The following is an 18,257-nucleotide window of genomic DNA, read 5'->3' on the forward strand; positions in this document are numbered from 1 at the left end:
AGTGGGGTCAAGGGTTAATACCAACGGCGCGCGAAGAAGTGGCTTCGAGACGACGGGCCATCGGCACCGTTGGCAAGCATCCTTTTGGCTGGTTTCGGCGTCCGGCCGCTCATCCGTTTCCGCTGGACGCAGCAACCTTGGTCTTGGTGCTTTCGCTGTCCTGGCTGCTCTCGCCGGAAACGGAATCGGTCCGCTTTGGACGGCGGCGAAGATCCGGCGGGCGCGCGTCGGCGCGGCGGCGGCGGATCTTCAGGCGCTTGATGCGGCGCGGATCCGCATCCATTATCTCGAATTCGAACCCGGGCACTTCATCCGGCACCAGCAGCAGCTCGCCGCGGACCGGTACGCGGCCAACGGAGACATAGAGCAGACCACCGAGCGTATCGACGTCCTCGGAAATCTCGCCGTCGTTCAGCTGCGTGCCGAGCGCTTCGTCGAGTTCCTCAAGCGGCAGACGCGGATCTGCGATCCACACGCCCTCGCCGGCGGCAGCCAGCATGGCTTCCTCGTCCTCGTCGTGTTCGTCTTCGATATCACCAACAACTTCCTCGACAAGATCTTCCAGCGACACAAGTCCGTCGGTTCCGCCGTATTCGTCGATCACCAGCGCCATCTGGATACGATCGGCCTGCATTTTCGCCATCAGGTCCGTCGCCGGCATCGACGGCGGCACGAACAAGAGATTGCGCAGCAGATCCGTGTCCTTCAGCGAGACCGACAGGTCGACGCAGGACAGGTCCAGGTCGGGCATGTTGTGACCGTTCCGCGCAGGCGCATTCGAATTGGACGGTTGAAAGCCGGTTGTATCGTTTTCATTGTCCACAGAAGTTGCAGGACGGTTCGAAGCGCCACGTTCCGCGATATAGGCCATCAAATCCTTGATGTGGACCATGCCGCGCGGATCGTCGAGCGTCTCTTCGTAAACCGGCATGCGCGAATGCCCGCTCGTCTGGAACAGTTCCATGACGCGGCTCAGGCTGGTTTCCAGATCGACCGCGTCGATATCCGCACGCGGGATCATGACGTCGTCGACGCGCAATTCGCGCAGTCTCAGAATGTTGCCGAGGAGCATTCGCTCCTCCGGCGAGAAGGCAGCATCACCACCTTCGCGAGCAAGCTCGTCCTCCAGGTTCTCGCGCAAGCTCGAAGACTGGCGGCCCAAGCGCAGGAAGCGTTTGAGAAGATCGAGAAAGGCCGCAGGTTTCTGCGGCTTCAGCTGTTGCGGGTCTTCCCCGTCCTGGTCCTGTCCGGTGCTGGCAGGCTTCTGCCCGGTTGCCGGACTTTGCGGTTCAATTGAGTTCATCATCCATCAATCAAGAACATCACATCCCATGATGCCACTTAACCGCCGTCGGCCACAAGTGGCCTGTCCGCGTAAGGGTCATCGATGCCAAGAGACGCCAGAATGGACTTCTCAAGGCTTTCCATCAGTTCCGCCTCTTCACTTTCCTGATGATCATAATCGAAAAGGTGAAGCAAACCGTGAACAGTCAGATGGGTAAGGTGATCGGAAAATTCAATTCCAAGGTCTGCAGCTTCCGCTGCGACGGTTTCATAGGCGAAAACGATGTCCCCCAGAAGGGGGCCATAAACGTCGCCTTGCGGATCGCTGCCGGGAAAGGACAGGACGTTCGTTGCCTTGTCCTTGTCGCGCCATTTCGCGTTCAGCTGCCGGATCGACGCGTCATCGGTAAACAGCAGCGAGACTTCGGTTCCCTCCAGCACTTCCAGATCCGCCCCCGCAAAGGCAGCGGTGATTGCCTTTGCAGCTATTGCCTCCAACTGGCTTTCCGCCGGCCAATCACCCGCTTCTATCGACAGGTCTATCTGAAAACTATCAGGCAATCGGTCTGGCATCGTCGGCAAGGGCTTTTCAGGAATTTGCGGCTTCACGAGGGCGCGCAGAGGCACCGTCGCGGTCCGCACCACGTTGTCGCTCGGCAAAGCGGCGCTCGCGCGCTTCCGATTCTTCCCGAGAGGCGTTGTCGTAAGCGGTCACGATGCGTCCGACCAGCTCGTGACGGACAACGTCCTTCTCGTTGAATCGGATATGGGCAACTTCCGGAATGTCCGTCAAAAGCCCCAGCGCTTCGCGCAGACCGGACATCTGCCCTGACGGCAGGTCGATCTGGCTCGGATCGCCGGTGACGATCATCTTCGAGCCTTCCCCAAGACGCGTCAGGAACATCTTCATCTGCATGGAGGTCGTGTTCTGTGCCTCGTCGAGCAGCACCACCGCGTTGGAGAGCGTGCGGCCGCGCATGAAGGCGAGCGGCGCCACTTCGATCATGCCGGACTGCAAGCCACGATCGACCTTTTCGGCCGGCATCATCTCGTAAAGCGCATCGTAGATCGGCCGCAGGTACGGATCGACCTTGTCCTTCATTTCACCCGGCAGGAAGCCGAGGCGCTCACCGGCTTCCACGGCAGGACGGGACAGGATCAGACGGGCCACATCGCCGCGCTCCAGAAGAGCTGCTGCATAGGCAACCGCCAGAAAGGTCTTGCCGGTACCGGCCGGGCCGGTTCCGAAAATCAGGTCGGCCCGATCCATCGACCGGATGTAGGCATCCTGGGTCGGTGTGCGGGCGACGATCGTTTTCCGGCGGGTCGCGATCTGGGCGAAGGCCAGCCGGGACTTCGGCTCCAGCGTCGGCAACGGCAGCTGCGCTTCCGCAGCCGCTGCCATGCGCAGCGCGCCGTCGACATCACCCGGGTGGATTTCCTGCCCCTGCAGCAAACGCTGATACATGGCTTCCAGAGCCGTGCGCGCCTGGGCGCAGCCAACCTGGCTGCCTTTCAGTGTCACCTGGTTGCCACGAGCAATCGCGTCGATGCCGAGACGCTGCTCGATCAGCGCAAGGTTCTGGTCGAATTGCCCAAACAGATCTCCGATCAGCCGGTTATCTTCAAAGGCAAGAACAATATGGGTCATGTCGGAGGCCGAACCGGCCGCAGAGGATTGTACCGAAGACTTGCGGGATGAAGAGTGGCTGTCGCGCGTCAAATGACGTCTCCTTTAGGCCGCCGGAGCCGGGATGCGTCCGGACCTTCCAAGATCATCTTGCCCCGCAATCAGCCGCCCGAACAGAGAATTGGACCCGATGTCGACGATTTCCACCGCTTGTATCGACCCGATGAGGTCTTCAGGTGCATCCAGTTGCACCGGCTGCAACCACGGCGACTTGCCGACCAGCTGTCCGGGATTGCGGCCGGTCTTCTCCAGAAGCACATCGCAGGTCATGCCCAGACGCGAGGCGTTGAACGCCTTCTGCTGCTCGGCAACCAGCGCCTGAAGCGCGGCCAGCCGTGCGGACTTGACGTCCTCCGGCACCTGTTCGTCCATGGTTGCGCCGGGCGTACCGGGCCTGGAACTGTATTTGAACGAGAAGGCCGAGCCATAGCCGACCTGTCGAATCAGATCCATCGTGTCTTCGAAATCCTGGTCGCTCTCGCCCGGGAAACCGACGATGAAATCGCCTGAGAGCGCAATGTCGGGAGAGACCTCGCGAATGCGGTCGATCAGGCGGAAATACTCATCGCGCGTGTGCCGGCGGTTCATCGCCTTCAGGATCTTGTCGGACCCGGACTGCACCGGCAGGTGCAGATACGGCATCAGGCTTTTCAGGTCCCGATGCGCCTCGATCAGGTCATTATCCATGTCGCGCGGATGGCTGGTGGTGTAGCGCAGCCGGTCCAGACCGTCGATTTCCGCCAGACGACGCAGCAACCGGCCAAGACCCCAGACGGCACCGTCCGGCGATGTGCCGTGATACGCGTTGACATTCTGGCCCAGCAGCGTGATCTCGCGTACCCCGGCCGCGGCCATGCGTTGGGCTTCGCTGACGATCTGCTCGACAGAGCGGGAGACTTCGGCCCCGCGCGTGTAGGGAACGACGCAGAAGGTACAGAACTTGTCGCAGCCTTCCTGCACGGTCAGGAAGGCGGACGGCGGGCGTTTGAGAACTTGCTTTTCGGCTCGTTCCGACAGGTGATTGAACTTGGCGTCGATATCAAACTCGGTCTCGACGACCTTGGAGCCTGCGCGGGCCTTTTCCAGAAGGGACGGCAGCTGATGATAACTCTGCGGGCCTACCACAAGATCAACAATCGGAGCCCGGCGAGAAATTTCCTCGCCCTCCGCCTGCGCAACGCAGCCAGCGACACCCACCATCATGTCCTTGCCGGATTTTGCCCGCTCTTCCTTGACCTTGCGAATGCGGCCAAGCTCCGAATAGACTTTCTCGGCTGCCTTTTCACGAATATGGCAGGTGTTCAGAATGACAAGATCCGCGTCTTCCAGATCGTCCGTCGCCTCGAATCCTTCCGGTGCCAGCACATCGGTCATGCGCTCGCTGTCGTAGACGTTCATCTGGCAGCCATAGGTACGCACGAACACCTTGCGGTTGTTCCCGCCCTTGCGGGCGTCTGTCATATCGGCGGCGGAAACGGTGGTGACGTTCGTTTCCATGTCTTGTTCAGGGCGGCTTGTCATTCGCTCCTCGTGGGGCTCCTCATGGCCTTGATACGCTGGCCTTTTTCAGGCGGCCGGATGTCGTGAATGTCGGTACCTTCATCGGGCAGTTCACCCGGCACAGGCACAGGATCGATCCGTCCTTCATGCCCGGGACCCGCGCCTGAGACCGGCGGCGGACGACACCTTGCAAATTCAGGCGCCAGCTTTAGCGGTTTTTTCCGCGTTTGAGAAGAACTCGAGTGTCTCGATTTCGCTGAAATCTTCGGTGTCGACCGGCTTTTGCAGCAGCGAGGCTATCGTCATGGCCCGAACCTCCGTTTCCAGACGGCGGGTCAGGGCTTTCCGGTCCGTTGTCCGATCAACCAGAACCGGCTCGCCCCAGCGCACCACCACGTCGAGTGCACCGCGCGAAAAGATGCCCCACAGATGGCCGGCGAGTTCCATATCGCCATACCAGGCGACATGCGGCCGATGGGCCCGACCCATCGGCAGGCCGTAGAAGCCTTGATAGGCGACTGAAAGCGGCTGCACCCAGACTTTCGAGGTTTCGTCCTCGCCGACCGCACGGGTGGCGGCGCCCAGTAGGGCCGAGCGAAACGGCAGGACGCAATTGCCGTCGTTGGAGGTACCTTCGGCAAACAGGACCATCGCGTCGCCGGCAGCCATGCGAACGGCGATGGCATCGGCAACCTGGGCGGTTTCCGTGCGCCGGGTGCGATTGACGAACACCGTGCGCTGAAGCTTGGCGAACAGACCGAAAATGGGCCAGCCGGAAACCTCGGACTTGGCGATGAAGGAGAGAGGCATCAGCGAGCCGACCACGGTGATATCGACCCAGGATGCGTGGTTGGAGGCGATCAGCAACGGCCGGTCCACGGCAGGGGCCCCGATCTGCTCGATCTTGATGCCCACAAGCCGGGTGGCGATCCGGTGCCAGAGCTGGGGCAGTTTTCGCTGCATCTTCAGCCCGAGCTTCACCGCCAGCCACTGAAGCGGGATCAGCACCAGCGAGACCAGCGTCAGAAGGAAGATGATAACCCCGGCCTTGAGCTCAGCCATCGCCCTGATTATCCTTCGGGACATCGAGCGGGACGCCATAAAGTTCCAGCCGGTGATCGACCAGACGGTAACCCAGCTTCTTGGCGATGAATTCCTGCAAAGCCTCGATTTCCTCGTTGCGGAACTCGATGACCTGGCCGGAGCGCAGATCGATCAGATGGTCGTGATGCTCGTCCGGAACGGTTTCATAACGCGACCGACCATCACGAAAATCGTGCCGTTCGATCATGCCGGCGTCCTCGAACAGCTTCACCGTGCGATAGACCGTCGAAATGGAAATGCCGGGATCGATCGCCACGGAGCGGCGGTAGAGTTCCTCGACGTCCGGGTGCTCGTCGGACGCGGCTTCGATGACGGAGGCAATGACGCGACGCTGTTCGGTCATGCGCATACCTTTTTCGATGCACAAGTCCGCTAGCGTTGATTGCCGCTCTTCCGCCATTGCGATGCCGTCCGCTGTCTGTTTCCGATACCGTATCCGTTTCCGCTACAGCGCTTAACCAAGATCGACGCGCATGACAAGCGCGGTGCCGTCTCCTCCACTGTCGCTGTAATAGCCTTTGCGGCTGCCGACTTCCTTGAAGCCGAGCGCCCGATACAGCAGCAGAGCCGGTTCGTTGGCTGCGTCCACTTCCAGAAAAAGATGTTTGCAACGTTCACCGTATAGCCGGAACAGGCCGGCTTCCATCAGCTTCTTGCCGATGCCACGGCCGCGCTGGCGCGGGTGAACCGCAATGGTGATGACTTCGGCTTCATCGGCAACGGTGCGCACGATCAGGAAACCAAGCGGTGCGCGCGTGCCATAGGGGCTCGCCCGGCGTGCCACCAGAAACATCGTTCCCGCGTGCGCTTTCATCCGTGCAAGCTCGTCCGTATTCCATTTGTGCTTGAAACAAAGCGCGTGGATGTCGGCAATCTTCGGTAGATCCTCGTCCAGCGCCTCTTCTATCACCGGCGGCTGGGTCCAGAACCACCAAAAACTCATTGCCGTTCTATCCTTCCCTTCGTTTGCGGCGTCGCATCGGGCGGCCGCAAATAGAGTGGCGAAGGGGATGACCTCGAAGGATCGGCGGAGATCCCCAGTTCCGCGACATCCCGAATACCCGGGAAAGTGCTGCGGGACAATATCGCGCTTTCCGGAAGTCCAAGCTCCCTCGCGATTTTTTCCGATGCCGATCCTGCCAATCTTATGTCCTTGGGCAAGTTCGCCGCAAGATCTGCGATGGTACGGACACCGGCTTCATCGGCAGCGGTGCCGGACGCATGATAAAGCTGGCAGTAGACCTCGTCTGCCTTTCCCGTCAGTGCCACCAGCACGGGACCGCCGTCATCCCCTGGTACGGCGGAACGGGCAATGGCTGCCAGTGTCGTTACGCCGACAACCGGCTTTCCGAGCACGAGACCAAAGCCGCGGGCAACCGCCAGTCCGACGCGAAGGCCGGTAAAGCTGCCGGGTCCGATGGTCACGGCAACGCGGTCGAGCTCGGAAAAGGTGGTGGACGACTCGGCCATGACCTCACCGATCATGTCCATCAGCTTCTCGGCATGGCCGCGGCCGATCTCCTCGCCGCACGCCTCGAAACACGCGGTTTCGACACCGTCGTCGAGAACGGCGGCGGCGCAATTGGCAAGGGCTGTATCGATGGCGAGGACGCGCATTCCGGTTTGGCTCATGGTTTTCGTGTCCCACATGCCACTACCCCGCCCCGGCCCGCGAGTCGAGCGGGGCTTTGGACCTAAGTCCAAAGGGGGGCTTGCCTTCCACAAAGAATGGGAGTCGAAAATATTAAAGGCCCGGACAAGAGGCCGGGCCTTTGAAATTCTTCAGGAATGCTCCGATCAGATCGGGCGGACTTCCTCGACTTCCGGAACGAAGTGACGCAGCAGGTTCTGGATGCCGTGCTGCAGTGTTGCCGTGGATGACGGGCAGCCGGCGCAGGCACCGCGCATGGACAGATAGACCACGCCTTCCTTGAAGCCCTTGAAGGTGATGTCGCCACCATCCTGCGCCACAGCCGGACGCACCCGCGTTTCCAGGAGTTCCTTGATGGTGCTGACGGTGTCTGCGTCACCTGCCTCGAAGAATTCTCCTTCCTCGATATTTTCCGCTTCGCTGGTAGCCATGACCGGCTGTCCGGACATGAACTGCTCCATGATCACGCCCAGGATGGCGGGTTTCATGTGCTGCCAGTCGGTTTCGTCCTTGGTCACGGTCACGAAGTCGTGGCCGAAGAAGACCGCCACCACGCCCGGCACGTCAAACAGTTTCTGTGCAAGAGGCGACACCCCGGCGTCGGTCCTGGAGCGGAAATCGTAGGTTCCCTCCGGCAGGACAACCCGTCCCGGCAGGAATTTCAGTGTCGCCGGATTGGGAGTGGCTTCGGTTTGAATGAACATCTTGTCTCGTCCTTGCGCTTCAGGTCGCGCCCATGTTGCCGGCTTCGTTTTGCGCCTCACCTCCATCGCAAAACGCCGATGAATGTTTCTAACGTATCTCTCGGCAGTTTGGAACCGTTAAAAACTAGATAGGTGCAGATCCTGCCTGGTCAAGCCGTCTTCTTGAATCCGGCCGCCCTGCGATCGCTCGTCAAGCCAGCGCGGCGATGGAATCATCGTCCAGGTTACCCGGCACGATCGTCACCGGAATGGGGAAGGTTCCCGCGGATTTTCCGGCAATCGACGACACCAGCGGTCCCGGCCCTTCAGAGCCCGTGCTGGCGGCCAGGATCAGGATGGCGATGTCGGCATCCGCCTCGATCAGCTCCATGATCTCCTCGGCCTTAGTCCCTTCCCTCACCACCGATTCCGGTTCGGTACGGGCAACGGACCGCACGCGCTCGGCAGCTTTCGCAAGCGCTGCCTCGGCTTCTTCCTGGGCTTCCGCTCGCATGATGTCTTCAACCCCCAGCCAATGCTGGAAGTCGCCAGGCGCAATGATGAAGACCAGCGTCACGACGCCGCCGGTCCGGGCCGCCCGTTTTGCGGCATATACGATCGCCCGGTCACATTCGGGCGTCTCGTCGACCACGACCAGAAACTTCCGGCGGTGGCCTTCCTCGTTGCTTTTTCTGATAGCTACCATGGGCCGCATGCTGCCACCGGTCCGCGCACTCCGCAAGCGGCGAAATCGCCGCGCACGAAGCGCTCAACCGGTGTCTTTCCGCATGCCTCCTAGAGGATGAACTTCGACAGGTCGACGTTCTTGGCAAGGTCGCCGATGTTGTCGCGAACGAATTTGCCCGTGATCTCCACCTCTTCACCCGGACGGTCCGGCGCCGTGAAGGAAATCTCGTCGAGAATGCGCTCCATCACCGTCTGCAGACGGCGGGCACCGATGTTCTCGACAGAGGCATTGAGATCAACCGCGATCGAGGCGATCTCGTCGATGGCATCCTCTGTGAAGTTCAGCGTGACCTTTTCCGTTTCCATCAGAGCCACATACTGCTTGATGAGGCTGGCTTCCGGTTCGGTCAGGATCGCGCGGAAATCGTCCTTGTCGAGCGCACGCAGCTCGACCCGGATCGGCAGGCGGCCCTGCAGCTCCGGCAAAAGGTCCGAAGGCTTTGCGACGTGGAATGCACCGGAAGCGATGAACAGGATGTGGTCGGTCTTGACCGGTCCGTGCTTGGTGGAGACGACTGTTCCTTCGATCAGCGGCAGCAGGTCGCGCTGCACGCCTTCACGAGAAACATCGGCCCCCGCACGCCCTTCACGGGCGCAGATCTTGTCGATCTCGTCCAGGAAGACGATGCCGGAATTCTCGACAAGTGAGATTGCCTCTTCCACCACCTTGTCGTCGTCGAGCAGCTTGTCGGATTCCTCGTTGATCAGGAGCTGGTAGCTGTCACGAACGGTGGTGCGTTTGGTCTTGGTCTGGCCGCCGAACGCCTTGCCCAGCAGATCGGAAACATTCATCACCCCGACGCTGGCACCCGGCATGCCCGGCAGATCAAAGCTCGGCATCTGTGCCTGGGCCCGGACCTCGACCTCGATTTCCTTCTCGTCCATCTCACCATTGCGCAGCTTGGTGCGGAAGCTGTCCCGGGTTGCCGGGCTTGCGTTCTTGCCGACCAGCGCATCCAGCACGCGTTCCTCGGCCAGCATGTGTGCCTTGGCCTTCACCGCTTCTCGCTTCTGGTCGCGCACCAGCGTGATGCCGGCTTCCACCAGATCACGGACGATCTGCTCCACGTCGCGGCCGACATAGCCGACCTCTGTGAACTTGGTGGCTTCCACCTTGGTGAAGGGGGCATTTGCCAGCTTTGCCAGACGGCGGGAAATTTCGGTCTTGCCGACGCCGGTCGGGCCGATCATCAGGATGTTCTTCGGCAGAACTTCCTCGCGCATCTGGCCTTGCAGCTGCTGGCGGCGCCAGCGGTTGCGCAATGCAATTGCGACCGCGCGCTTGGCATCTTTCTGGCCGACGATGTAGCGGTCGAGTTCGGAAACGATCTCACGCGGAGAAAAATCGGACATTGTTTAAGACACGCCTTCTTTACTTACGAGTTCCATCAGCAGGCAGTCGCCGGTGCGTCCCAGAAGCGCTTCGATCTCCTGAAAGCCCGCCTTGCGATAGGCCTTCAGGGCCCTGAGATTGGCCGGATCCGGATCGATGATGATCCGTTCGTGACCTTCCTCGCGCAACTGGCGGACAAACGCCTGCAAAGTTCTTGTTCCAAGTCCCCGGGACAGATCTTCCTCGAATGCAATCGAGAGGTCGACACCGACAGCCTCTGCCGGCAGCCGTTCCAGCCAGGGATAATCCGCCGCAAATGCGCTTCCCTGCTGATCGCCGACAAACCAGACCTGGATATAGCCCTTGTCGGTGCCGTCTTCCTGAAAGATGAAAGGCCGGGTCGTATCCCTGCCTTCGACCATGTCCCGGATGTTGCTCAACTCTTCGTCCGGATCGCCCCACCATTGCCGCCAGTGCGGCCGCACCAACCAATTCGCCAGCATGGGCAAATCCTCGGCGGTGACGGGGCGAAACGAAATCATCGGCCCTTACTCGGCCGTATCCAGCGACTCGACCGTCACGCTGGCGTTTGTGTAAACGCAGATTTCGGCTGCAACCGCCATCGCCTTGCGGGCTATGGTTTCTGCGTCAAAGTCGGTATCTGCCAGGGCACGTCCGGCCGCAAGTGCATAGTTGCCGCCTGAACCTATACCCATGACACCCCCTTCGGGCTCCAGAACGTCGCCGGTACCGGTCAGCACCAGCGACACGTTCTTGTCGGCCACCAGCATCATCGCTTCCAGTCGGCGCAGATAGCGGTCGGTCCGCCAGTCCTTGGCAAGTTCCACGCAGGCGCGCATCAGCTGGCCGGGATATTGTTCCAGCTTCGCTTCAAGGCGCTCGAACAAGGTGAAGGCATCGGCGGTTGCACCGGCAAAACCGGCAATAACCTCGCCCTTGGCCAGCAGGCGTACCTTGCGGGCGGTGTGCTTGATCACGGTCTGGCCGAGGGAGACCTGGCCGTCACCGGCGATCACCACCTTGCCACCCTTGCGCACCATCATGATCGTCGTACCGTGCCACTGGGCCGGTTCGCGCGTTTCGCTCATTCAATCCTCTTGGCAATCTTCATGGTCAACTTGTCTGCCGCCCTATGTAGGCGGCAAATCCGGTATTTCCAAGCAGTCAATGGGATGCGGCCCTGTTAAGCCCGGCTATGAAGCCGGCCGAAATCGGCTCAAGACACACATTTTCAGGGCGATTTCTGCCGGCAATTCGAAGCCTCAGTGCGACATCTCGATCCGGGTTGCCCGCAAAAGTGCGTCCACCAGCTTGTCGAGCTGGCCGCCTGCCCGTTCATCGGAAAGTTCGCCCTTGTCGTCAAACGCGCCCGCCGCTTTGGGTACGGCCACCATCTGCGGCAGGACCATTGCTCCAAGGCCGACTTCCAGAATGGTGCGCATGCCGATCAGACCGCGCATGCCGCCGAACGCGCCGGTCGAAGCTGCACCGAGCGCAAAGACCTTGGTCTTGTAGGGATCGCCCGGTTCCTTCACGCGGCTGATCCAGTCCAGGGTGTTTTTCAGCAGCGGCGAGATGCCGGCGTTATATTCCGGACAGGACAGAAAAATGCCATCCTGCGCCAGGAACAAGCGTTTGAGTTTCCTGGCATTTTCCGGAACGCCATTCGTATCCTCCAGATCGCCGTCGTAGATCGGCAACGGATAGTCCTTCAGCGACAGATGCGTCACCTGAGCATCCAGGATCGCAAGTTTCTTGGCGGCCAGCGCCGTCAGTCTGCCGTTGAAGGAACCGCTTCGGACCGAGCCCGAGCAAACGAGGATCTTCGGATTGCGCATCAGAACCTACCCTACAAGTGTCCGGCTCGCGCGTGGCACCGCGGTGAACCGCCTGAGAGCAAGTTTAGGGCGCTTTTCGGGAAATGGGAGTGCTTCTTGCCCGCTGTCCCCTGCCGTCTGAGCCCTCAATGGGCCTTGCGGTAAACCCAGACGCGTGCCGGAGGCAGGTTTTTCCAGACCCAGTCCGAACTGAAGACGGAGACAGAGCGGTTGTCCGGCTTCACCGGAGCGACCAGCCCGTAGGAAAACTGGATGAAGGGCGCGCCCGGTTTCAGAATTTCCAGAGCTTCCGCCAGCAGCGCCTTGCGGACCGTTTCCGGTCGCGTCAGCAGCGGCAGGGACGAGACGATGCCGTCAAGCGAATGGCGCTGGTCTTCCGCAGCCGACAGCGTATCACCGGCGCGCGAGAGGGTGGCGCCAAGGGCGTAGGCATCACCCTGGACAATTTTCAGGCCGGGGTATCTGCGGGTCAGCAGTTCGCAAAATTCCGGGCAATACTCGATGAGCCTGAGCTGCTGGGAGGAAAATCCACGGTCCAGAATCGCCTTCGTGACGACGCCGGTTCCCGGCCCGAGTTCCACAACTCTTGAATGGGGACGCGGTGTCAGAAAGGACGCCATCTTGGCGGCGAGCTCTGGGCCGGAAGGGGCAACGGCACCGGTTCGAAGCGGGTTCTGAGCCCAGGAACGGATGAATTTGACTTCATCGAGCACCTTCGCCCGAACGGCACTTGCCTTCTCAAGCTTTTCCCGAAAAGCTTCCCGGCGCGAGCTATTGCGTTTCAGCATCTTTCCTCACTCACATCCCCCACGCGGGGAATATAGGAGTGATTGCAATAAGATGCCATGGGCAAGCGCACATATTGCACGCATACGTCACCCTTTGCAGACTGCTTATGCACCGAGATTATCGATGAAATCCTTCACCTTGGAGAAAAACCCAGCCGATTCCGGGTGGTTTTCACCGGAGGATTCCTTCTCGAATTCCGCCAAAAGCTCACGTTGGCGCCGGGTCAGATTGGTCGGTGTTTCGACCGTGACCTGAATATACATGTCGCCGTGCTGGCTGGAACGCATGATCGGCATGCCCTTGCCACGCAACCGGAACTGCTTTCCGGTCTGGGTGCCTTCGGGCACCTTCACGCGGCTGGTAGACCCTTCGACCGTCGGCACGTCGAACTGACCACCCAGGGTCGCGGTCGACATGGAAATCGGCACGCGGCAGTAAAGATCGGCGCCGTCGCGCTGGAAAAGCTCGTGCGGCCTTATGGAGAGGAAGATATAGAGATCGCCCGCGGGGCCACCGCGCACGCCTGCTTCACCTTCACCTGCCAGCCGAATACGAGTTCCGTCCTCGATACCGGCCGGAATGTTGACCGACAGCGTGCGCTCCTGGGTCTTGCGTCCGGAGCCGCTACAGCTTTCGCACGGATCGGTAATCACCTGGCCGCGTCCCTGACAGCTTGGACAGGTGCGTTCCAGCGTGAAGAAGCCCTGCGCGGCACGCACGCGGCCTGCCCCGCCACAGGTGCGGCAGGTCGTCGGGCTGGTTCCGGGCTTTGCGCCCGAACCGGAGCAATCGTCGCAGGTAACGCTGGTGGGAACCTCTATCTCCACCGTCTTTCCGGTGAAGGCATCCTCCAGCGTGATATCCAGATTGTAGCGCAGGTCCGCACCGCGCTCGCGTCCGCCCGACCGGCGGCCACCGCCGCCACCCATGCCGAAGAATTCCTCGAAGATATCGGACATGGTGGAGGAAAAGTCGTGGGCGCCGGCACCGCCGCCGCCAAAACCACCGTTTTCGAAGGCCGCATGGCCGAAACGGTCATAGGCTGCACGCTTCTGGCTGTCCTTCAGCGTGTCATAGGCCTCGTTGACTTCCTTGAACTTGGCTTCGGCGGCCTCGTCGCCCGGATTGCGGTCCGGGTGAAATTGCATGGCCATCTTGCGGTAGGCGCTTTTCAGCGCTTTTTCGTCCGCCTCACGCGAAACACCCAGCACCTCATAGAAATCACGTTTCGACATCAAGATCTTCCGGTCTTGTTGTTGCACCGCTGGCGGCCTGGCAAATGCCGGCGCCAATTACGGCGAAGGCGCCGCGCACAAGTGCCCTTTCATCAGGCAGTCGAGCGACCGGCGCCAGGATTGGACCAGCCAGCCGGAACCCGGCTGGCTGGTATTTTTCGGTTATGCGGATTTTTTGTCGTCGTCTTCTTTGACTTCTTCAAAATCCGCATCAACGACATCGTCTTCGGCCTTGGCTTTCGGATCGGCTTCCTCGCCGTCTTCTGCCTGGGCGTCAGCCTGAGCTGCCTGATACATGGCTTCGCCAAGTTTCATGGAAGCTTCTGCCAGAGCCTGGGTCTTGGCCTTGATGTCTTCCAGGTCTTCACCTTCAAGAGCAGACTTCAGGGAGGCGAGCGCGGTCTCGATGGCGGACTTGTCGTCCTCGGAAACCTTGTCGCCGTAGTCCTTCAGGGACTTGTCGGTGGAATGGACCAGGGATTCGCCCTGGTTCTTGGCTTCCACCAGTTCCTTCCGCTTCTTGTCCTCATCGGCGTGGGATTCAGCGTCCTTGATCATCTGGTCGATGTCGCTGTCGCTGAGGCCGCCGGAGGCCTGGATGCGGATCTGCTGTTCCTTGCCGGTGCCCTTGTCCTTCGCGGACACGTTGACGATACCGTTGGCGTCGATGTCGAAGGTGACTTCGATCTGCGGAACGCCGCGCGGTGCCGGCGGCAGGCCGACCAGGTCGAACTGACCGAGGATCTTGTTGTCCGCAGCCATTTCGCGCTCACCCTGGAAGACGCGGATGGTCACGGCCGTCTGATTGTCTTCAGCGGTCGAGAACACCTGGCTCTTCTTGGTCGGGATCGTCGTGTTGCGGTCGATCAGACGGGTGAAGACACCGCCAAGCGTTTCGATGCCGAGCGACAGCGGGGTCACGTCGAGCAGCAGAACGTCCTTGACGTCGCCCTGCAGAACGCCAGCCTGGATCGCAGCGCCCATGGCCACGACTTCATCCGGGTTCACACCCTTGTGCGGGTCCTTGCCGAAGAAGGTCTTCACGGTTTCCTGGATCTTCGGCATGCGGGTCATGCCGCCGACCAGAACCACTTCGTCGATTTCACCGGGAGCAAGACCTGCGTCTTTCAGAGCGGCTTTCATCGGCTCGATGGTGCGCTTGACCAGATCTTCAACCAGCGACTCGAACTTGGCGCGGGTGAGTTTCAGCGTCAGGTGCTTCGGACCGGAAGCGTCCGCCGTGATGAACGGCAGGTTGATTTCGGTCTGGGAAGAGGACGACAGTTCGATCTTCGCCTTTTCCGCAGCTTCCTTCAGGCGCTGCAGGGCCAGCTTGTCGTTCTTCAGGTCGATGCCCTGGTCCTTCTTGAACTCGGACGCGAGGTAGTCGACGAGAACCATGTCGAAGTCTTCACCGCCGAGGAAGGTGTCGCCGTTGGTGGACTTCACTTCGAAGACGCCGTCGCCGATTTCCAGGACGGAAACGTCGAACGTACCGCCACCAAGGTCGTAGACCGCGATGGTTTTACCGTCGTTCTTGTCGAGACCGTAAGCAAGCGCTGCTGCCGTCGGCTCGTTGATGATGCGCAGGACTTCAAGACCCGCGATCTTGCCGGCATCCTTGGTTGCCTGGCGCTGCGCGTCGTTGAAGTATGCCGGAACGGTGATGACCGCCTGGGTCACTTTTTCGCCGAGATAGCTCTCTGCGGTTTCCTTCATCTTCTGAAGGATGAAAGCGGACACCTGGGACGGGGAGTATTTGTCGCCGTTGGCTTCCACCCATGCGTCGCCATTGTCGGCCTTGACGATTTCGAACGGGACAAGCTTCTTGTCCTTGTCGACGGTCGGATCGCTGTACCGGCGACCGATCAGGCGCTTGACTGCAAAAAGGGTGTTGGTCGGGTTCGTGACCGCCTGGCGTTTTGCCGGCTGGCCGACGAGACGCTCGCCATCGTCGGAGAAGGCCACCATCGACGGGGTGGTGCGGGCGCCTTCTGCGTTTTCAATTACCTTGGAATCCTTGCCGTCCATGACGGCGACGCACGAGTTCGTCGTGCCGAGGTCGATACCAATGACCTTTGCCATATCTGCCTCTCTTTCTAGCAAACCGGATAGACCCAAAAAGGCGTCATTCCGGCTCCTCTCAGTTGGGTTCCGGGTTCCCCCGGACATCGCGCCAGAACGCTAGGCTCATGATTTGGCGCGAAGCTTGACCGCTATATAGGTGGATGAAACTTTGCCTGCAAGACATCTGTCCACTGACATTTCACAGACCTTCCGTTCTTCGCCGATATTTCTTCCCAGATCGTTACCAGCATTGTCAGCTTTGCGAATTCCACATGCAATCGGCACATGGAGGCGAGGTTTTGCTCAAACCTTGCAGACAATACGGTTAACATCGCCCCGTCACCGCAATGGCAACGCGGAAAGGAGACCCGAATTGCGAGATCCCAGCCTCTGGAATCGGCTTCAAGCCTGCCACCCGGACGATGTGGAAGCGGATTTCCCGTTCTCCGCGCGCCTTGCCCGAGACAATGGCTGGAGCAAAAGCTTTGCGGGACGGGTCGTTGTCGAATATCTGCGGTTTGCCTATCTCAGCCGGCTTGGTGAAGGCATCGTGACGCCGAGCGACGAAGTGGACCAGGCCTGGCATCTGCACCTGACCTACACCAGACATTACTGGGGCCCATTCAAGGAAGCGCTCGAAGGTCCGCTGCACCACATGCCGACAAAGGGTGGCCCGGAACAGGAAGTCCGGTTCCGGCAGGCCTATGCAAGAACGCTCCGGCTTTACCGAACCGAGTTCGGCGAACCGCCGCAGGATATCTGGCCGCCGGAAGACATCCGTTTCGGCAAGGCGCCGGGTTTCGTCCGGGTAAATGCACAGGATGTGTGGATCATCCGCAAGCCGGACTGGCCGAACCAGCTTACAAGACTTGCCAGGAAGGCTGCGAATGCGCCCACCGCCGTCCACTGCGCCCTGCTGGCCGCCATGTCACTGCTTCTGGGCACCAGGCTGGCCTTTGCCCATGGTGAGGCGCAAGGCGATACTCTCATCGAGCGACTGCGCAACATGGTCTGGCACTGGGCCACCATGCACACGGCCGAATTCCTGATTTCCCTGTTTATCATCGCCGTGGTGCTGATCATCCTCTTCAAGAAATCGACCGGTGGAAATTCTTCCGGATGCAGTTCAGGCTGCGGCACCAGCAGCAGCGGTGACGGAGGCGGCGGTGGCAGCTCCGGCTGCAGCGGTTGCGGCGGGGGCGACTGACGACCGGCGACAATTGACCATGCAGGAAATTCCCATAAACGGCCTGAGCGGGCTTTACTATCTGCCGGGTTATTTCGACCGCGAGGGCCAGGAACAGCTCCTGGCACATATTCGCGCGATCGTCGCCGAAGCGCCCTTGTTCCAGCCGGTAATGCCGAAAACCGGAAAGCCCTTTTCAGTGCGCATGAGTAACTGCGGGCCGCTCGGCTGGGTGTCGGATATCCAAGGCTATCGCTACCAGCCGGCGCACCCCGAAACCGGCCGGCCATGGCCAGCCATGCCGGATGCCTTGACGCACCTGTGGAAGGAAGTTGCCGGAACGGCGCCACCACCCGAAGCCTGCCTGATCAATTTCTATGATCCCAGTGCCCGCATGGGCCTGCACCAGGACAGGGATGAACAGATGTTCGAAGCCCCGGTCGTCTCGGTTTCCCTGGGAGACACTGCGACCTTCCGTGTTGGCGGCGTGAACAGGAAGGATCCGACCAAATCCTTCCGCCTTCAATCCGGTGACGTCGTCGTACTCGGCGGCGAGGCTCGACTTGCCTTTCACGGTATCGATCGCGTGTTGAAGGGAACTTCGACGCTTCTGAAAAACGGCGGCCGTATCAACCTGACCCTTCGGCGCGTCACGGCGGAATAGAAATGCGGGATCAACCAGTCAGCCAACTCGAGACGGTTTTTATCGTTCTGCCAGGAAGTCCGGATTGCACCGCTGATTGTCTTGAAGGCACAAATTCATGAACGTGAACATTGCGCATTTGAAGACGCTCAAGCCGGTACCAATCGAGGAATTGGAAAAGATGCATACCGGCAGGCTTCTCAGCCGCTTGAAGCGCTTGAGAAGCTTGCACGCCACATTTGAAGCCAGCGACTGGCTGCTTGAGGAGCGCAATGCGGTCGAGCAAGCCGGACTGATTGCCTTCAAGAATACTGAACTTTGGTCAACCGCCTTTGAAGAAGTGAAGCGACTGCTTGCACAACGGGAACACTTGCCTCGTGGCGGCAAGGCACGCAGGCAGAGCGCTGCCCACAAAAAGCAGAACAGATAGGTTTCCAACCTCCGGGTTTGCTTGAAAATGGGCTTCTTCTGCGGCCTTTCGGCATG

At 60.3% G+C, this 18,257-nt stretch carries 20 protein-coding genes; 3 read left to right on the forward strand and 17 right to left on the reverse strand.

Annotated elements, in window-relative coordinates; translation table 11 throughout:
* Positions 1–109 precede the first annotated feature (109 nt).
* From HEP89_RS06265 to dnaK, 17 genes are all read right to left on the reverse strand, one after another.
* Entirely contained in the window at positions 110–1,306 is a 1,197-nt protein-coding gene (locus tag HEP89_RS06265; RefSeq protein ID WP_022999118.1) for a hemolysin family protein, read from the reverse strand.
* 35 nt (positions 1,307–1,341) lie between these two features.
* Complete coding sequence (gene ybeY / locus HEP89_RS06270; protein WP_168691686.1) at positions 1,342–1,857, reverse strand: rRNA maturation RNase YbeY; 516 nt, start codon at positions 1,855–1,857, stop codon at positions 1,342–1,344.
* Between the two features lie 16 nt (positions 1,858–1,873).
* Positions 1,874–2,935: a PhoH family protein gene (locus HEP89_RS06275; protein WP_022999120.1), complete on the reverse strand. Its 1,062-nt coding sequence runs from the start codon at positions 2,933–2,935 to the stop codon at positions 1,874–1,876.
* A gap of 84 nt (positions 2,936–3,019) precedes the next feature.
* Positions 3,020–4,435, reverse strand: coding sequence for a tRNA (N6-isopentenyl adenosine(37)-C2)-methylthiotransferase MiaB (gene miaB, locus HEP89_RS06280; protein ID WP_286201031.1), 1,416 nt, complete (start codon positions 4,433–4,435; stop codon positions 3,020–3,022).
* A 234-nt stretch (positions 4,436–4,669) separates the two neighbouring features.
* Positions 4,670–5,536, reverse strand: coding sequence for a lysophospholipid acyltransferase family protein (locus tag HEP89_RS06285; RefSeq protein ID WP_077291048.1), 867 nt, complete (start codon positions 5,534–5,536; stop codon positions 4,670–4,672).
* Entirely contained in the window at positions 5,529–5,978 is a 450-nt protein-coding gene (locus tag HEP89_RS06290) for a Fur family transcriptional regulator (protein ID WP_031268709.1), read from the reverse strand. Before HEP89_RS06290 ends, HEP89_RS06285 begins: the two co-directional genes overlap by 8 nt.
* A 54-nt stretch (positions 5,979–6,032) precedes the next feature.
* Positions 6,033–6,521: a ribosomal protein S18-alanine N-acetyltransferase gene (rimI, locus tag HEP89_RS06295; RefSeq protein WP_022999124.1), complete on the reverse strand. Its 489-nt coding sequence runs from the start codon at positions 6,519–6,521 to the stop codon at positions 6,033–6,035.
* Positions 6,518–7,195, reverse strand: a complete 678-nt coding sequence (gene tsaB, locus HEP89_RS06300; protein ID WP_062492022.1) for a tRNA (adenosine(37)-N6)-threonylcarbamoyltransferase complex dimerization subunit type 1 TsaB — start codon at positions 7,193–7,195, stop codon at positions 6,518–6,520. Before tsaB ends, rimI begins: the two co-directional genes overlap by 4 nt.
* A 180-nt stretch (positions 7,196–7,375) precedes the next feature.
* Positions 7,376–7,933 (reverse strand): NifU family protein, encoded by a 558-nt coding sequence (locus HEP89_RS06305; RefSeq protein WP_031268711.1) that lies wholly within the window; start codon positions 7,931–7,933, stop codon positions 7,376–7,378.
* 190 nt (positions 7,934–8,123) lie between these two features.
* Positions 8,124–8,618: a universal stress protein gene (locus HEP89_RS06310; RefSeq protein ID WP_031268712.1), complete on the reverse strand. Its 495-nt coding sequence runs from the start codon at positions 8,616–8,618 to the stop codon at positions 8,124–8,126.
* A gap of 89 nt (positions 8,619–8,707) precedes the next feature.
* Entirely contained in the window at positions 8,708–10,012 is a 1,305-nt protein-coding gene (gene hslU / locus HEP89_RS06315; RefSeq protein ID WP_022999128.1) for an ATP-dependent protease ATPase subunit HslU, read from the reverse strand.
* A gap of 3 nt (positions 10,013–10,015) precedes the next feature.
* On the reverse strand, positions 10,016–10,534 hold the full coding sequence (locus HEP89_RS06320; RefSeq protein WP_168691561.1) for a GNAT family N-acetyltransferase: 519 nt from the start codon (positions 10,532–10,534) through the stop codon (positions 10,016–10,018).
* 6 nt (positions 10,535–10,540) lie between these two features.
* Positions 10,541–11,101, reverse strand: a complete 561-nt coding sequence (hslV, locus tag HEP89_RS06325) for an ATP-dependent protease subunit HslV (RefSeq protein WP_022999130.1) — start codon at positions 11,099–11,101, stop codon at positions 10,541–10,543.
* 174 nt (positions 11,102–11,275) lie between these two features.
* The gene (locus tag HEP89_RS06330; RefSeq protein WP_055657064.1) at positions 11,276–11,851 is read right to left on the reverse strand and encodes an NAD(P)H-dependent oxidoreductase; all 576 of its coding nucleotides are present in this window, start codon (positions 11,849–11,851) and stop codon (positions 11,276–11,278) included.
* A 125-nt stretch (positions 11,852–11,976) separates the two neighbouring features.
* Complete coding sequence (locus HEP89_RS06335) at positions 11,977–12,639, reverse strand: rRNA adenine N-6-methyltransferase family protein (protein ID WP_083660359.1); 663 nt, start codon at positions 12,637–12,639, stop codon at positions 11,977–11,979.
* Positions 12,640–12,744: 105 nt separating this feature from the next.
* A complete protein-coding gene (dnaJ, locus tag HEP89_RS06340) occupies positions 12,745–13,875 on the reverse strand; it encodes a molecular chaperone DnaJ (protein ID WP_022999133.1) in 1,131 nt (376 codons plus the stop codon).
* 162 nt (positions 13,876–14,037) lie between these two features.
* On the reverse strand, positions 14,038–15,960 hold the full coding sequence (dnaK, locus tag HEP89_RS06345) for a molecular chaperone DnaK (RefSeq protein WP_022999135.1): 1,923 nt from the start codon (positions 15,958–15,960) through the stop codon (positions 14,038–14,040).
* 355 nt (positions 15,961–16,315) lie between these two features.
* Here dnaK and HEP89_RS06350 point away from each other — a divergent pair, with 355 nt between their 5' ends.
* From HEP89_RS06350 to HEP89_RS06360, 3 genes are all read left to right on the forward strand, one after another.
* Positions 16,316–17,149, forward strand: a complete 834-nt coding sequence (locus tag HEP89_RS06350) for a hypothetical protein (protein WP_168691562.1) — start codon at positions 16,316–16,318, stop codon at positions 17,147–17,149.
* A 19-nt stretch (positions 17,150–17,168) separates the two neighbouring features.
* Entirely contained in the window at positions 17,169–17,792 is a 624-nt protein-coding gene (locus HEP89_RS06355; protein WP_168691688.1) for an alpha-ketoglutarate-dependent dioxygenase AlkB, read from the forward strand.
* 118 nt (positions 17,793–17,910) lie between these two features.
* Positions 17,911–18,201 carry a hypothetical protein gene (locus HEP89_RS06360; protein ID WP_168691563.1) on the forward strand — a complete coding sequence of 97 codons (291 nt, stop codon included), beginning with the start codon at positions 17,911–17,913 and terminating at the stop codon, positions 18,199–18,201.
* Positions 18,202–18,257: the final 56 nt, after the last annotated feature.

Origin of the sequence: Labrenzia sp. 5N, assembly GCF_012395805.1 — a bacterium.
In the GTDB taxonomy this organism is placed as follows: Bacteria; Pseudomonadota; Alphaproteobacteria; order Rhizobiales; family Stappiaceae; genus Roseibium; species Roseibium algicola.

What these genes read in the sequence shown, in the direction of transcription:
- HEP89_RS06265 (WP_022999118.1), bottom strand. Translation starts at nt 1,306, where the DNA reads ATGATGAACTCAATTGAACCGCAAAGTCCGGCAACCGGGCAGAAGCCT.
- ybeY (WP_168691686.1), bottom strand. Translation starts at nt 1,857, where the DNA reads ATGCCAGACCGATTGCCTGATAGTTTTCAGATAGACCTGTCGATAGAA.
- HEP89_RS06275 (WP_022999120.1), bottom strand. Translation starts at nt 2,935, where the DNA reads ATGACCCATATTGTTCTTGCCTTTGAAGATAACCGGCTGATCGGAGAT.
- miaB (WP_286201031.1), bottom strand. Translation starts at nt 4,435, where the DNA reads ATGACAGACGCCCGCAAGGGCGGGAACAACCGCAAGGTGTTCGTGCGT.
- HEP89_RS06285 (WP_077291048.1), bottom strand. Translation starts at nt 5,536, where the DNA reads ATGGCTGAGCTCAAGGCCGGGGTTATCATCTTCCTTCTGACGCTGGTC.
- HEP89_RS06290 (WP_031268709.1), bottom strand. Translation starts at nt 5,978, where the DNA reads ATGGCGGAAGAGCGGCAATCAACGCTAGCGGACTTGTGCATCGAAAAA.
- rimI (WP_022999124.1), bottom strand. Translation starts at nt 6,521, where the DNA reads ATGAGTTTTTGGTGGTTCTGGACCCAGCCGCCGGTGATAGAAGAGGCG.
- tsaB (WP_062492022.1), bottom strand. Translation starts at nt 7,195, where the DNA reads ATGCGCGTCCTCGCCATCGATACAGCCCTTGCCAATTGCGCCGCCGCC.
- HEP89_RS06305 (WP_031268711.1), bottom strand. Translation starts at nt 7,933, where the DNA reads ATGTTCATTCAAACCGAAGCCACTCCCAATCCGGCGACACTGAAATTC.
- HEP89_RS06310 (WP_031268712.1), bottom strand. Translation starts at nt 8,618, where the DNA reads ATGGTAGCTATCAGAAAAAGCAACGAGGAAGGCCACCGCCGGAAGTTT.
- hslU (WP_022999128.1), bottom strand. Translation starts at nt 10,012, where the DNA reads ATGTCCGATTTTTCTCCGCGTGAGATCGTTTCCGAACTCGACCGCTAC.
- HEP89_RS06320 (WP_168691561.1), bottom strand. Translation starts at nt 10,534, where the DNA reads ATGATTTCGTTTCGCCCCGTCACCGCCGAGGATTTGCCCATGCTGGCG.
- hslV (WP_022999130.1), bottom strand. Translation starts at nt 11,101, where the DNA reads ATGAGCGAAACGCGCGAACCGGCCCAGTGGCACGGTACGACGATCATG.
- HEP89_RS06330 (WP_055657064.1), bottom strand. Translation starts at nt 11,851, where the DNA reads ATGCGCAATCCGAAGATCCTCGTTTGCTCGGGCTCGGTCCGAAGCGGT.
- HEP89_RS06335 (WP_083660359.1), bottom strand. Translation starts at nt 12,639, where the DNA reads ATGCTGAAACGCAATAGCTCGCGCCGGGAAGCTTTTCGGGAAAAGCTT.
- dnaJ (WP_022999133.1), bottom strand. Translation starts at nt 13,875, where the DNA reads ATGTCGAAACGTGATTTCTATGAGGTGCTGGGTGTTTCGCGTGAGGCG.
- dnaK (WP_022999135.1), bottom strand. Translation starts at nt 15,960, where the DNA reads ATGGCAAAGGTCATTGGTATCGACCTCGGCACGACGAACTCGTGCGTC.
- HEP89_RS06355 (WP_168691688.1), top strand. Translation starts at nt 17,169, where the DNA reads ATGCAGGAAATTCCCATAAACGGCCTGAGCGGGCTTTACTATCTGCCG.